Annotated in this window: 15 protein-coding genes; 12 read left to right on the plus strand and 3 right to left on the minus strand. The window is 28.2% G+C overall.

Translation table 11 applies throughout. The features are described from left to right. Positions 1 to 16: 16 nt before the first annotated feature. Together hemC and tsaB are read right to left on the minus strand one after the other, a co-directional pair. Positions 17 to 952: a hydroxymethylbilane synthase gene (gene hemC / locus H0H60_RS00340; RefSeq protein WP_185862752.1), complete on the minus strand. Its 936-nt coding sequence runs from the start codon at positions 950 to 952 to the stop codon at positions 17 to 19. Positions 953 to 963: 11 nt separating this feature from the next. Next, positions 964 to 1605 (minus strand): tRNA (adenosine(37)-N6)-threonylcarbamoyltransferase complex dimerization subunit type 1 TsaB, encoded by a 642-nt coding sequence (gene tsaB / locus H0H60_RS00345; RefSeq protein WP_185862753.1) that lies wholly within the window; start codon positions 1603 to 1605, stop codon positions 964 to 966. Between the two features lie 50 nt (positions 1606 to 1655). Here tsaB and nadE point away from each other — a divergent pair, with 50 nt between their 5' ends. From nadE to cysS, 3 genes are all read left to right on the plus strand, one after another. Continuing rightward, a complete protein-coding gene (nadE, locus tag H0H60_RS00350) occupies positions 1656 to 2483 on the plus strand; it encodes an NAD(+) synthase (protein ID WP_185862754.1) in 828 nt (275 codons plus the stop codon). Between the two features lie 88 nt (positions 2484 to 2571). After that, complete coding sequence (gene folE / locus H0H60_RS00355; RefSeq protein WP_185862755.1) at positions 2572 to 3246, plus strand: GTP cyclohydrolase I FolE; 675 nt, start codon at positions 2572 to 2574, stop codon at positions 3244 to 3246. Positions 3247 to 3249: 3 nt separating this feature from the next. After that, positions 3250 to 4695, plus strand: coding sequence for a cysteine--tRNA ligase (gene cysS / locus H0H60_RS00360; RefSeq protein ID WP_185862756.1), 1446 nt, complete (start codon positions 3250 to 3252; stop codon positions 4693 to 4695). On the opposite strand, the gene H0H60_RS00365 is transcribed toward cysS, so the two are convergent. Next, positions 4692 to 5840 carry a trans-sulfuration enzyme family protein gene (locus H0H60_RS00365; RefSeq protein ID WP_185862959.1) on the minus strand — a complete coding sequence of 383 codons (1149 nt, stop codon included), beginning with the start codon at positions 5838 to 5840 and terminating at the stop codon, positions 4692 to 4694. The two genes, cysS and H0H60_RS00365, sit on opposite strands and share 4 nt — an antisense overlap. A 152-nt stretch (positions 5841 to 5992) precedes the next feature. Here H0H60_RS00365 and atpB point away from each other — a divergent pair, with 152 nt between their 5' ends. From atpB to dnaJ, 9 genes are all read left to right on the plus strand, one after another. Further along, complete coding sequence (gene atpB, locus H0H60_RS00370; protein WP_185862757.1) at positions 5993 to 7051, plus strand: F0F1 ATP synthase subunit A; 1059 nt, start codon at positions 5993 to 5995, stop codon at positions 7049 to 7051. A gap of 15 nt (positions 7052 to 7066) precedes the next feature. Next, the gene (gene atpE, locus H0H60_RS00375; RefSeq protein WP_185849863.1) at positions 7067 to 7294 is read left to right on the plus strand and encodes an ATP synthase F0 subunit C; all 228 of its coding nucleotides are present in this window, start codon (positions 7067 to 7069) and stop codon (positions 7292 to 7294) included. A 9-nt stretch (positions 7295 to 7303) separates the two neighbouring features. Next, positions 7304 to 7798, plus strand: a complete 495-nt coding sequence (gene atpF, locus H0H60_RS00380; protein ID WP_185862758.1) for a F0F1 ATP synthase subunit B — start codon at positions 7304 to 7306, stop codon at positions 7796 to 7798. Positions 7799 to 7808: 10 nt separating this feature from the next. Further along, positions 7809 to 8366: an ATP synthase F1 subunit delta gene (gene atpH, locus H0H60_RS00385; protein ID WP_185862759.1), complete on the plus strand. Its 558-nt coding sequence runs from the start codon at positions 7809 to 7811 to the stop codon at positions 8364 to 8366. A 13-nt stretch (positions 8367 to 8379) separates the two neighbouring features. After that, positions 8380 to 9960 (plus strand): F0F1 ATP synthase subunit alpha, encoded by a 1581-nt coding sequence (atpA, locus tag H0H60_RS00390; RefSeq protein ID WP_185862760.1) that lies wholly within the window; start codon positions 8380 to 8382, stop codon positions 9958 to 9960. Positions 9961 to 9971: 11 nt separating this feature from the next. Next, positions 9972 to 10862, plus strand: coding sequence for an ATP synthase F1 subunit gamma (atpG, locus tag H0H60_RS00395; RefSeq protein ID WP_185862761.1), 891 nt, complete (start codon positions 9972 to 9974; stop codon positions 10860 to 10862). A 28-nt stretch (positions 10863 to 10890) separates the two neighbouring features. Continuing rightward, the gene (gene trpS / locus H0H60_RS00400) at positions 10891 to 11880 is read left to right on the plus strand and encodes a tryptophan--tRNA ligase (protein ID WP_185862762.1); all 990 of its coding nucleotides are present in this window, start codon (positions 10891 to 10893) and stop codon (positions 11878 to 11880) included. An 86-nt stretch (positions 11881 to 11966) separates the two neighbouring features. After that, positions 11967 to 12518, plus strand: a complete 552-nt coding sequence (locus H0H60_RS00405) for a nucleotide exchange factor GrpE (protein ID WP_185862763.1) — start codon at positions 11967 to 11969, stop codon at positions 12516 to 12518. A 15-nt stretch (positions 12519 to 12533) separates the two neighbouring features. Continuing rightward, complete coding sequence (gene dnaJ / locus H0H60_RS00410) at positions 12534 to 13652, plus strand: molecular chaperone DnaJ (RefSeq protein ID WP_185862764.1); 1119 nt, start codon at positions 12534 to 12536, stop codon at positions 13650 to 13652. The last annotated feature ends 4 nt before the right edge of the window (positions 13653 to 13656 follow it).

A 13656-nucleotide genomic window follows, 5' to 3' on the forward strand; every position in this document is an offset into this window, starting at 1 on the left:
TAATTTGGATCATCACTTATTTCGAAATATTTTTTTTTCTCATATTCTCCAATATCTCCTTTCCTCCTTTCTCTAATATTTCCTTTGCACACTGATATCCGATAATATTATAATTAGTTCCTATTTTTGTTTTTATGATTTTTTGCATGCCATCTAAACTGAATAATATTCCAGTAAAATAAATAATTTTATTTTTAATAATTGCATGGGCCCCAATGGGTGTGATACATCCACCTCCTAAAGTTTTCAAAAATTGACGTTCTATACTTGCTGATAATCTAGTATTCCTATCATCTAATTTTTTAGTTAAATTCTGAATCCATTCATTATCTTTACGTGTAGAAACAACAATAATTCCTTGTCCAGGAGAAGGGATCATCCAATCTAAAACTTTAAAATTAAAACCTTCTAAATCATTTAATATTCCCAAACGTTCCAATCCTACCTTAGCAAAAATAGCTCCTTTCCAAGAATTATCATATAATTTTTTTAATCTAGTATTTATATTACCTCTTAAATCAACAATAGTGTGATGTGGATAACGATTTTTCCAAAAAGCAACTCTTCTAAGACTTCCAGTAGCTATAATAGCTTTTATTTTAGGATTAAATAAAAAATTACTGGATCCTTTATATACTAATAAATCGGAAAAACTTCCACGCTTCAAATAAGCAGAAAGAGTTATTTGTTCTGATAGATTAGTAGGAACATCTTTTAAAGAATGCACAGCCATATCAATTTTTCCAGAAATAAGAACATTAGTTAATTTTCTAGTGAAAACACCTACTTTTTTAAATTTATCAATAGGAATATTTTGAATTAAATCTCCTTCAGATTTTATAAAAAACAAATGAGAACAATAACCTAGTCTATGAAGGATTTTCTGAACTTCTATTGCTTGAGAAATAGCTAATGGACTATCTCTTGTTCCTATTCTAATAATTCTATTCAAAAAACTCTTTATTATAAATAACAAGGAATAAATTGTTCAATGTTATTGAATTCTTTATGACAAAACTTCATGTATGAAAGAGAAGACATATCCATTGCAGATGGATAAATAGGAGAAATAAAACGAAAATTATTCGCAAATAACTTATCTTCTTTTGTCAAATTTATATTTCCAAATAAATATGCTTTTTTATCCTCTGTTATAGATTGAAAAAAATCACCACAAAATTTTTTTATCGAAATAGGACATAATCTTTTTCTATGTCTATTAAATAAAGTAGTATAAAAAAAATCGGATTTTGCATGTATCATGGGAATTAAAAATCCATCTTGGACATCTATTTTTTGACTCAAAATAGTTAATGAATCTAACGATAATAATGGAATGCCTAAAGCATAACATAGACCTTTAGCAGCGGATACTCCTATTCTTAAGGAAGTGTAGGAGCCTGGACCTTTGCTTACACAAATGGATTGTAAATCATTTATATTAATTTTGGAAATTTTTATAGCATATTGTATAAATGTATGTAATTTTTCCGAATGAAGATGTTTATCCGTATGTTCTTCTATAGAAATTAAGCATATGCCGTTTTTGGCTATGCTAACTGAGCAATTTTTTGTGGAAGTTTCCAAATTTAGGATCAAAGTCATTTTTATTTATTATTTTTTTTCACAATCAAAATATCTAAAATCTATTTAAAATGATAAATAATGCAAAAAAAATAGTTCATCATATTGTGCAGTGGTTAAAAACATACATAAAAAAAACTCAATCAAATGGTTTTGTTATTGGAATATCCGGAGGAATAGATTCTGCTGTTACCTCCATGTTAGTAGCTATGACTAAGTCTCCCACTTTAACATTAGAAATGCCTATTTTAGAAAAAAATCCAAATCTGCTATCTGAACAACATGTAATTTTTTTAAAATCTAGATTTTTAAATGTTCATCATATAAAAAAAGACCTATCTTCTTTATTCACTTCTTTTATTCACACTATGGATGATAATATTACAGAAAAAAAAAATAGACCTTTAGCATTAGCCAATGCAAAGTCTCGTATCCGTATGTTAACTCTATATTATTACGCCAATATAGAGAATTATCTAGTGGTAGGAACTGGAAATAAAGTAGAAGATTTTGGAGTTGGATTTTTTACAAAATATGGGGATGGAGGTGTAGATATACATCCTATCGCAGATTTAACTAAAAGTGAAATTCGTTTACTTGCTAAAGAATTAAATATTATTGATGGAATACAAAAAGCTGAACCTACAGATGGATTATGGGAAGATCAAAGGTCAGATGAAGATCAGTTAGAAGCTACTTATGAAGAATTAGAATGGGCGATGAAAATTACAGAAAAAGTAGAAAAAAAGAAAAAAAATTTTCATGATACATTTAAAGGAAGAGAATATGATGTTTTGAAAACATATCAATATTTACACAAAAAAAACGAACATAAAATTAGGCCTATTCCTATCTGTGAAATTCCTGATATTTTAAGAAATGGAAAAATCGTTTGCTAAAATTTAGATAAAAATGTGAAATAAAAAGATAAACATATCAATACAAAAACCTTTTCGTACCTTTGTTTTTCATGGATTAAGTTAAATTATGATGGGAGATAAAAAAATTTTAGAAAAAGATAATAAGGATACTAATTCTTATTTTTTAGAAAATCATGGAACCCCACTACGTGATGATGCATTTCTTATAAGTGATGAAAAAAAAATTGATAAAATAGAAAAACATTTTTTTCACATTATGGAAATTTTAGGTTTGGATATGAATGATGATAGTTTACGCAGTACACCTAAACGTGTGGCAAAAATGTTTATAAAAGAAATATTTAGCGGTTTAAATCCAAAAAATCATCCTCATTTATCCACATTTGAAAATAAATATAAATATAATCAGATGTTGATAGAAAAAAACATAATAGTTTATTCTACTTGTGAACATCATTTTCTACCTATTGTTGGAAAAGCACATGTTGGCTACATTTCTCATGGAAAAGTTGTGGGGCTTTCTAAAATTAATAGAATCGTAAATTTTTACGCAAAAAGACCACAAGTTCAAGAACGTCTAACTATGCAAATTGTGAAATCTTTACAAAAGATACTAAACACAAAAGATGTGGCTTGTGTTATAGACGCAAAACATTTATGTGTAAATTCTCGTGGAATTCGAGATATAGACACCAGAACCATTACTACTGAATTGGTAGGAGCATTTAAAAAAGATTCGGAAATTCGAAGAGAATTTTTTCATTATATTGGAATATCCTAATTTATGAATATAGAAAATTATACTCGTTATATACGAGATCATATACAAATATATAATTCTTTCACCGGAAAAAAAGAATTATTTCAACCTATTCATAAGGAATATATAGGAATTTATGTTTGTGGTCCCACGGTTTATAATCATCTTCATTTAGGAAACTGTCGTACTTTTATATTATTCGATTTAGTTTTTCGTTATTTTAAACATTTAGGTTATAAAGTACGTTATATCAGAAATATTACCGATGTAGGACATTTAGAAAATGATAGTGATGATGGAGAAGATAAAATTCATCAAAGATCTATTTTTGAAGGGCTTGAACCTATGGAAATTGTTCAAAAATACACTTTGTCTTTTCATTATATATTAAACATTTTCAATACTTTACCTCCAAGTATTGAACCAACAGCTACTGGTCATATAATCGAACAAATTGATATGATTCAAAAATTAATTCAAAAAAATCTAGCTTATGAGAATAATGGATCTGTTTATTTTGACGTAAAAAAATATAGCCAATTATATTCTTATGGGATATTGAGTCATAATAAAATTGATCAACTTATTAATAATGAATCTAATTTTTTAGGTGAAAAACGTCATTTTCAAGACTTTTCTCTTTGGAAAAGAGCTAAATACAGTCATATTATGAACTGGAACTCTCCATGGGGAAAAGGAGTTCCAGGTTGGCATATAGAATGTACCACTATGAGTACAAAATATTTAGGAGAAGTTTTTGATATTCATGGTGGAGGTATAGATCTTAAATTTCCCCATCATGAATGTGAGTTAGCACAAGCAATAGGAGTTTATAATAAGAATCACCTTGCACATTATTGGATGCATACGAACATGCTCACTTTAAATGGCAAAAAAATGAGTAAATCCACAGAAAATTACTTATCCATAAAAGATTTAATATCTAAATATCATCCAATAGTCATTCGATTCTTTATATTACAATCTCATTATCGTAGCCTTTTAAACTTTTCTCAAAAAGGACTTATAGATGCAGAGAAAGGATATCATCGTTTAATGAATGCAATAGAAAAATTGGAATTTATTTCTATAAGTGATGAAAAAAATATATCAAAATTTGATGTTAATCAATGGATCAAAAATTGTTATGAAGCTATTAATGATGATTTTAACACCCCTTTATTAATCTCTCATCTATTCAAAGTTGCCAACATTTTGAATCATATATATATAGCGGATTCATATTTATTAAAAAAATATATGAAACATTTTTTTTTTGATATACTTGGTCTTCAAAAGATAGAAAAAAATCCCTTTGAAAAAACATCTCAAAAATTAAAAATTCTCACTGAGATATTAATAAAAATTCGGACAGAAGCAAGAAAAAAAAGGAATTGGACTATTTCAGATCTAATTCGCAAAGAACTATCTCGCATAGGGATTTCATTACATGATGACAAATTTGTTTAATATTTTAAAGCTTGATCTATATCTTCCATAAGATCTTCTCCATTCTCTATTCCAAAAGATAAACGTATAAGAGAATCTTGAATTCCTGCGTTTCTTCTCACCTCTAAAGGAGTAGATTTATGTGTCATAGTTGCCGGATGACAAATTAAACTTTTTGTTCCTCCTAAACTTTCTGCTAGTTTAAATAATTTAGTAGAGATTACAACTTTTTTTGCCGCTTCTATAGTATCATCTTTAAGACTAAAGGATACTATTCCTCCGAAATATAGTTGTTGTTTTACTGCTATTATATGATTTTTATGTTTGGATAATCCAGGATAATAAACCTTATCAATACAGGTATTTTTATCTTGTGATAAAAAAGAAGCTATCTTAAATGCATTGTCAGATTGTTTCTTGATACGTAGATACAAAGTTTGGCACCCTCTTATAGTTAACCAACAATCAATAGGAGATAAAATACCTCCAGTAGCATTCTGAATGTATTTTAATTGTTCATATAAATCTGCATTTTTCACGGTAATTAGTCCAGCTAATACATCTGAATGTCCTGCTAGATATTTTGTAGCACTGTGAATAACGATATCTGCTCCTAAACTGAGAGGATTTTGAAGAGCTGGAGTAGCGAAAGTATTGTCTACAACAATTAAAATATTTGGGTTTACTTTTTTAGAATTTTCACTAATATATTTAATATCAGATATTTTTAAAGTAGGATTCGTAGGAGACTCTAACCAAACCATCTTAGTTTTAGGAGTCAGGATAGAAATAACATTTTCTGCATAAGTTGTATCCACAAAATGGGTGTGAATTCCTAATTTCTTATACAAATTTAATAAACGAAAAGTTCCCCCATAAATATCATCCACAGCAACTATTTCATCTCCAAACTCTAATAACTTTAAAACAGCATCCACAGATGCCAATCCAGAAGAAAAAGCCAAACTCGCATAGCCTTTTTCTAAATCTGTAATTAATTTTTCCAATATTTTTCTTGTAGGATTATTGGTTCTTGTATAATCAAAACCTTTGTGAACTCCAGGAGATTCTTGAACATAAGTAGAAGTCTGATATATTGGAGTAGAAATGGCCCCTGTTAGAGGATCTGATAAAATGTTTTGAATTAATTTTGTTTCTTCCTTCATTGCCATTATTGTATTTTGCACAAATTTATATACAAATGTACTCTTTCAATTCAAAAATTCAAAAAATGGAAATATAAGTGTTGGAAATTCTTTTAGAGAATATTTCCATTTTTTATGGAAAAAAATCTAAATTTGTTTCCTACTTTTTTTGAATGACTTTAGCTTTAAAAAAATTAGGATTATATTGCTTTTTGATTTTTCTTTTTGTTACAAATCTTTTTGCTAATGAAAATGAAAATAAAAAAAATATAGATGTAGCTAATACTATTATTGAACATGTAAGTGATTCTCACGAGTGGCATATTATAGGAAATCATGAAAGGGGAATCATATTTTCTTTGCCCGTATTTTTGTGGAATCATGGTAATGGATGGGAATTTTTTTTATCCTCTCAGTTTTCTCATGGAAAAGTGGTAAAAGGAAAATATGGAAATTATAAAATGTTTCAAGAAAAAATATATAAAACCAATTCTGTTGGAAATTTATATATAGATGCCAGAGGGAATCCGACAAATGATAGACCTTGGGATTTTTCTATTACAAAAAATGTAGTGTCTATTGGAATATCATTTTTGATATTATGCTACATCTTTAGGCGAATGAGATATAGCTATAAAAATCATCAAACGAAATGGAATTTCGGTATCTTTTTAGAATTTTTAATCTTGTTTATTCGCAATGAAATAGTTATTCCAAATATTGGAAAAGAAAAATATAAAACATATTTTCCTTTTTTATTGACTGTGTTTTTTTTCATATTGGTTAATAATTTAATAGGTCTTTTACCAGGATTCCCAAATGTTACAGGAAATATAAGTGTTACATTGGTTTTAGCAGTAATTACTTTTATCATAATCAATATTAAGGCCAATAAAAATTATTGGAAACATATTTTTTGGATGCCAAATGTTCCCATAGGAATAAAATTTTTGTTAGCACCTATAGAATTTATAGGTATTTTCATTCGCCCATTAACTTTATGTATTCGTTTATTTGCTAATATCACTGCTGGACACATAATTATTTTAAGTTTTATTTGTCTTATTTTTATTTTTAAAAATTTTTTTATTGCTAGTTTTTCCATTATTTTCGGTTTTTTTATTTTATTGTTGGAAATTATGGTGGCTTTTTTGCAAGCCTTTATTTTTACAAATTTATCTGCTTTACTTATAGGAATGTCCGTAAAGGATTATGAACATAAAACGTATTAAAATAATATTATAATTATGGATATAGATTTAACTTATTCAGGTTTGGCAGCTTTAGGTGCTGGAATTGCGGTAATAGGAGCGGGTTTAGGAATTGGTAAAATTGGGAGTTCTGCAATGGATGCTATTGCTAGACAGCCTGAAGCTTCAGGAAAAATACAAAACGCCATGATTGTTGCTGCAGCTCTTATTGAAGGTGCGGCTTTGTTTGGAATAGTAACCGCTTTATTAGCTGTGTTTAAATAAATTTTAGTAATGGATCTGGTTACTCCTTCTGTTGGTTTAATTGTTTGGCAGACAATAATATTTTTGATATTGATTTCTTTTCTTTCCAAATATGCGTGGAAACCAATTATGAAATTTATTGATCAAAGAGAAGAAAAAATTAGAATTTCTATAGAAAATGCTGATCTCGTTCAAAAAGAATTGAAAATGGTAGAAAATAAAAAAAATCAAATTTTGAAAGAAACTCGCATAAAAAAAGATAGAATTTTGGAAGAGGCAATTCAAATTAGAGAAAAAATCAAACATAAAGCTATAGAAGAAGGTGTTTTGGAGAAAAAAAAGCTTATAGAAGAGACAAAAAAAATTCTACGATTAGAGAGAAAAATGGCTATACAGGAATTAAAAGATCAAATAGGTGATATTTCCATAATAATTGCCGAAAAAATATTAAAGAAAGAGTTGGATCCAAATCAAAAAACGAATAAACAAGAAAAATTTATCAAAGAATTAGTAAACAAGTTGTAAAGTTGTAAAAATGTTTTTGAAAAAAAAAGTGACCAGACATTATGCTGAAGTTCTTTTTGAGCATTCGATGAATAACGATAAAAGGGATTATACTTATCATAAAATAAAAAAAATATCCTTCCTATTATCTAAAAGTATTGAGTTGAATAATGTTTTTTGTACCTCTTTGTTAAGTTCTGTAAGAAAGATACAAATTTTAGAAAAAATTTTCTATTCTTTCGATCCTTTTATTTTTCATTTTATAAAAATTTTAACAATACGAAAAAGAGAACATCTTTCCAAAAATATTTTTTTGGAATATCAAAAAATTTATCAGGAAAAAAGAGGATTGTTGAAATGCATCCTAATTTCTGCTTTTCCTTTAAAGATGGATCTTCAAAAGATTATTATGAATAAAATCATTTCTTTAGAATCAGAAATAAATCACAAAAAATATCAGATTATTAATAAAATAGATGAATCCATTCTTGGAGGTTTTTTGCTGCGTATAGGATACAAAGAATGGGATTTTAGTGTGAAGGGACAGTTATTTAGTATTCGAAAAAAATTATTGAAAAATTCAGTTTAAAGCATTTATTTTCATGTCCGATTTAAAATATTCTGAAATATCATCGATTCTTAAAAAAGAACTATCTGATTTTCAATATGAATCAAAATTATCTGAATCCGGAGTTATTGTTCAAGTAGGAGATGGGGTGGCTAGATCTGTTGGATTGAATTCTGTATTTTCTGGAGAAATAGTGGAATTTCATGCCGGAATCAAAGGAATTGTATTGAATTTGGAAGAAGATCATGTAAGCATAGTATTAGTAAATTCATCAAAAGATGTTAAAGAAGGAGATATTGTAAAGCGTACAGGTAAGGTTCTTTCTATACCAGTTGGAGAGGGAATGCTTGGTCGCGTAGTAGATGCATTAGGAAATCCGATTGATGGAAAAGGTCCTATAGGAGGTAAATTATTTGATATGCCATTGGAAAGAAAAGCCCCAGGTGTTATTTATAGAGAACCTGTAAAAGAGCCTCTTCAAACAGGAATTAAATTTATAGATGCTATGATTCCTATAGGAAGAGGACAAAGAGAATTAATCATTGGAGATAGGCAAACAGGAAAGACCACTATAGCCATTGATACTATCCTCAATCAGAAAGAATGGTATGATATAGATAAACCAGTTTATTGTATTTATGTAGCTATAAGTCAAAAAGGATCTACAATAGCCAGAATTACGAAAACTCTAGAGGAAAAAGGAGCCATGCCCTATACAGTTGTAGTCGCAGCAAATGCTGCTGATCCAGCAGCTATACAAGTTTTTGCTCCGTTTTCTGGTACAGCTATTGGAGAATACTTTCGTGATACAGGTCGTTCTTCTTTGGTGATTTATGATGATTTATCCAAACAAGCTGTTTCTTATAGAGAAGTATCTTTGTTATTACGACGTCCTCCTGGTAGGGAAGCATATCCAGGAGATGTTTTTTATTTGCATTCCAGATTATTAGAACGTGCAGCTAAAATAATAACAGATACAAAAATCGCTCAAGAGATGAACGATATTCCAAAATCTATCAGAGAATATATAAAAGGTGGAGGTTCTTTAACCGCACTTCCTATTATTGAAACACAATCTGGAGATGTTTCTTCTTATATTCCTACCAATGTCATTTCTATAACAGATGGACAAATTTTTTTAGAAAAAGATATATTCCATTCTGGAATACGTCCTGCAATTAATGAAAGTATTTCTGTTTCCCGGGTCGGAGGTTCTGCTCAAATTCAATCTATGAGAAAAATATCTGGCACTTTGAAATTAGACCAAGCTCAATTTCGAGAATTGGAATCTTTTTCTAAATTTGGTTCTGAATTAGATCCTGCAACTATGAAGATCATAGATAAGGGAAGAAGAAACATAGAAATATTAAAACAACCTCCTCATTCTCCATATAATATAGCCGATCAAATTGCTATTATTTATGCTGGAACTAAAAATCTTTTAAAAAAAGTACCTATTGAAAAAATTTCCTCTTTTGAAAAGGAATATCTTTTTTATTTAAATGAAAATCATCAAGAATTATTAAAAGATTTGAAAAAAGGAATTTTCAACAAAGAATTAGCTGAAATACTGGAAAGAGTAGCCATGGAAATAAGTGAAAAATATTATTCTTAAGAATACTTTTTATGTCTAATCCAAAAGAGATAAAAAAAAGAATTTTATCTATAGATTCCGTTATAAAAACCACGGAAGCTATGAAAATGATTTCTATTGTAAAATTGCGAAAATCCAAAGAATTGCTTTTACATATAAAAAAATATTCCGAATCTATAGAGCAATTATTTCAACATTTTATGTTCTCATTCCATGAGAAATTAGAAAATATTCAGGATAACAAATATTTTTTTTCTTCAGGAAAAAATAAATTGTTTATAGTCATCACTTCTAATCGTGGATTATGTGGAGCATTTAATTCCTTAATTTTTGATAAAATTCATAGATATATTCAAGAAAACAGTTATTTGAAAAATGATTGTATTTTTTTTTCTATCGGAAAAAAAGGATTTGACTTTTTATCGAGAAAATATAATATGTATGAAAATAAGAAAAAAATACCAAATAATTTTACTTATGAATATAAAGATGTAATCATTTTGATAAAAAAATTAATTAAAGATTTTTTATCCAAAAAATTTAATTCAATATATCTAATTTACAACAAATTAAAAACTTCACTATTTCAAGAAATAATTATAGAACAATTTCTTCCAATTATTTTTCATGAAAATGAATCATCAAAAAAATCATCTAATTATTCTATTTTAGAACCATCTAAAGAAGAAATTTTGGATTATATTATTCCTAAATTTCTTAGCGCAAAACTATTTAAAAGTTTATTAGAATCATCTACTTCAGAACATACTGCACGTATGATGTCTATGCATAAAGCTACAGAAAGCGCCTCTGACATTAAAAAGAATCTTATGTTGAATTATAATAAAGAAAGACAAACTTCCATTACTAAGGAAATACTTGAAATTATTAGTGGATTAGAAGCTTTAAGTGAAACTAATTAAAGTTTTTTTTATTCGACATAAAAAAATTATGAAAACAATGTTAACAGGAATTCAAAGTACAGGAACTCCTCATTTAGGAAATATTTTGGGAGTGATAATCCCATCTATAAATATGGCTAATAATTCCAAATACTCCTCGTTCATATTTATTGCAGATTTACATTCACTGATACAAATGAAAGATATAGAGACGATTCGTCATAATACTTATCAAATAGCGGCAGCATGGTTAGCTTTTGGTTTAAATACAGAAAAAAGCATATTTTATAGACAATCGGATGTTTCCGAAGTGACTGAATTAGCTTGGTATTTTAATTGCTTTTTCCCTTATCAAAGACTTACGTTAGCTCATTCTTTCAAAAAAGAAATAAATCGAAAAGGTAAAATTAATGTAGGTTTGTTTACATATCCTATGTTAATGGCTGCTGATATATTGCTTTACAATGCAGAAGTCATTCCAGTAGGAAAAGATCAGTTACAACATATAGAGATCGCACGCAACATAGCCAGTCGTTTCAATAAAAAAATAGGTCAACAACTATTTGTTTTGCCTAAAGCTTTCATGTCAATAAAAACTGGATTAGTTCCTGGTACAGATGGAAAAAAAATGAGTAAATCCCAAAAAAATTGGATTAATATTTTTTCTTCAGATGAAATTCTGAAAAAACAAATTATGAGCATTCATACGGATAATAAATCTTTAAAAGAAAAAAAAAATCCGGATAAAGATTGTATAATGGCTTTGTACAGATTGTTAGCTCCACTTGATAGAGTAGAAGAAATGGAAAAAAGATATATAAAAGGAGGATATGGATATTTAGAGGCTAAAAAAGAATTGTATGAGTGTATTCTAAAAAGATTTTCATCTGAAAGAAAAAAATTTTCTTCTCTTGTAAAGGATCAATCTTTATTAGATCGTATTTTTCATTTAGGAGCTAAAAAAGCAAGACATATAGCTTATGAAAGATTAAATAAGATTCGAAAAACTTTCAAATTTAATTCTTTATCTAAGATTTGACATTGTGTCATTATGACACAATTATAAAACATGGCAAATCTTTTGCTTCTAGAGCATAGAATTGCTTTATAAATATTTTTTAGTTTATGAATATCAATCAAAAAAATACTGATTCTCAGGATGAAAATAAATCTATAGATTTATCTGAGATGGAAAACTCTTGTCAAGAAAAAACAGAAGATCCATTAAAAAAAGTGGAAATTTTTAAAGAAAAATTGAAAAAAGAAAAAGATAAATTTTTACGTATTTTTGCAGAATTTGAAAATTATAAAAAACGTATTCAGAAAGAAAGATTTGATCTTTTTAGGTCTGCTCATCAGCAAATTATTATAGATTTAATCCCTATTTTAGATGATTTTGAAAGAGGACTTAAAGAACTGAAAAAATCAAAAGACGAAATTCTCATTCAAGGAGTATCTTTAATACAGGAAAAACTCATAAAGATTTTAAAAGAAAAAGGATTGAAGAAAATAAAAATCAAAAAAGGAGATGATTTTAATACTGATTTCCATGAAGCCATTACACAGATCCCAACTACGACAGAAGAGTTAAAAGGAAAGATTATAGAAATTATAGAAGCTGGATATATTCTACAGGAAAGAGTCATACGACATGCCAAAGTTATTACTGGAAAATAATTAACTTTTATCTTCATGGTGAAAAAAGATTATTACGAAGTATTAGGTGTTTCTAGAAATGCTTCTTCAGAAGAAATTAAAAAAGCTTATCGAAAATTAGCAATTAAATATCATCCAGATAAAAATCCGGATAATAAAAAGAAAGCAGAAGAAAAATTCAAAGAGGCTGCTGAAGCTTATGAAGTATTAAGCAATCCGGAAAAAAGACAACGTTATGACAAATTTGGACATGCCGGTGTTAAAGGAAGTAGTTCTGGATCAGGAATGAATATGGAAGATATTTTTGCAAATTTTGGAGATATTTTTGCGGATGCATTTGGAGAAGGATTTTCTAGTTTTGGATTTGGAAAATCAACACGAAATAGAACTATTAAAGGGAGCGATCTGAGAATAAGAGTCAAACTGACCTTAGAGGAAATAGCTAATGGAATAGAAAAAAAGGTAAAAGTTAAAAGATTGAAAGTAGCTAGTGGAGTTCAATTTAAAAATTGTACTTCTTGCAATGGAACGGGGCAAATAACCCGTATAGCTAATACCATTTTAGGGAGAATGCAAACAACTTCTCAATGTTCCATATGCTCTGGAACTGGAAAAAGTATAGATAATATCCCTTCTGGTGCTAATAAACATGGATTGATTAAAGAAGAAGAATTAGTCAATATACAAATACCTGCAGGGCTAACAGAAGCTGTTCAACTTAAAGTTTCTGGAAAGGGAAATGAAGCTCCATTTAACGGAATTCCGGGAGATTTGATTGTATTAATTGAAGAAATTCCTCATCCGAAATTAAAAAGAGAAGGTTGTAATCTTCATTATGATTTATATATTTCATTTCCAGACGCAATATTAGGAGCTTCAAAAGAAGTTCCTACCATTAATGGAAAAGCCCGTATTAAAATAGATCCAGGAACACAATCAGGAAAAACTCTTAGATTAAAAAATAAGGGCTTACCTAATATTGAAGGATATGGATATGGAAGTCTTTTTATTCATGTTAATGTTTGGACTCCAAAAAAAATCAATGAAGAACAGAGAAAATTCTTTGAAAAAATGAGAAAAAATGAAAATTTTCTCCCTCATCCTGGAAATTCAGAAAAATCTTTTTTTGATCGCGTTCGAGAAATGTTTTCTTAAATTA

This window comes from Blattabacterium cuenoti, from assembly GCF_014251735.1.
GTDB classification, from domain to species: domain Bacteria; phylum Bacteroidota; class Bacteroidia; order Flavobacteriales; family Blattabacteriaceae; genus Blattabacterium; species Blattabacterium cuenoti_C.

What these genes read in the sequence shown, in the direction of transcription:
- tsaB (WP_185862753.1), bottom strand. Translation starts at nt 1,605, where the DNA reads ATGACTTTGATCCTAAATTTGGAAACTTCCACAAAAAATTGCTCAGTT.
- nadE (WP_185862754.1), top strand. Translation starts at nt 1,656, where the DNA reads ATGATAAATAATGCAAAAAAAATAGTTCATCATATTGTGCAGTGGTTA.
- folE (WP_185862755.1), top strand. Translation starts at nt 2,572, where the DNA reads ATGATGGGAGATAAAAAAATTTTAGAAAAAGATAATAAGGATACTAAT.
- cysS (WP_185862756.1), top strand. Translation starts at nt 3,250, where the DNA reads ATGAATATAGAAAATTATACTCGTTATATACGAGATCATATACAAATA.
- H0H60_RS00365 (WP_185862959.1), bottom strand. Translation starts at nt 5,840, where the DNA reads ATGAAGGAAGAAACAAAATTAATTCAAAACATTTTATCAGATCCTCTA.
- atpB (WP_185862757.1), top strand. Translation starts at nt 5,993, where the DNA reads ATGACTTTAGCTTTAAAAAAATTAGGATTATATTGCTTTTTGATTTTT.
- atpE (WP_185849863.1), top strand. Translation starts at nt 7,067, where the DNA reads ATGGATATAGATTTAACTTATTCAGGTTTGGCAGCTTTAGGTGCTGGA.
- atpF (WP_185862758.1), top strand. Translation starts at nt 7,304, where the DNA reads ATGGATCTGGTTACTCCTTCTGTTGGTTTAATTGTTTGGCAGACAATA.
- atpH (WP_185862759.1), top strand. Translation starts at nt 7,809, where the DNA reads ATGTTTTTGAAAAAAAAAGTGACCAGACATTATGCTGAAGTTCTTTTT.
- atpA (WP_185862760.1), top strand. Translation starts at nt 8,380, where the DNA reads ATGTCCGATTTAAAATATTCTGAAATATCATCGATTCTTAAAAAAGAA.
- atpG (WP_185862761.1), top strand. Translation starts at nt 9,972, where the DNA reads ATGTCTAATCCAAAAGAGATAAAAAAAAGAATTTTATCTATAGATTCC.
- trpS (WP_185862762.1), top strand. Translation starts at nt 10,891, where the DNA reads ATGAAAACAATGTTAACAGGAATTCAAAGTACAGGAACTCCTCATTTA.
- H0H60_RS00405 (WP_185862763.1), top strand. Translation starts at nt 11,967, where the DNA reads ATGAATATCAATCAAAAAAATACTGATTCTCAGGATGAAAATAAATCT.
- dnaJ (WP_185862764.1), top strand. Translation starts at nt 12,534, where the DNA reads ATGGTGAAAAAAGATTATTACGAAGTATTAGGTGTTTCTAGAAATGCT.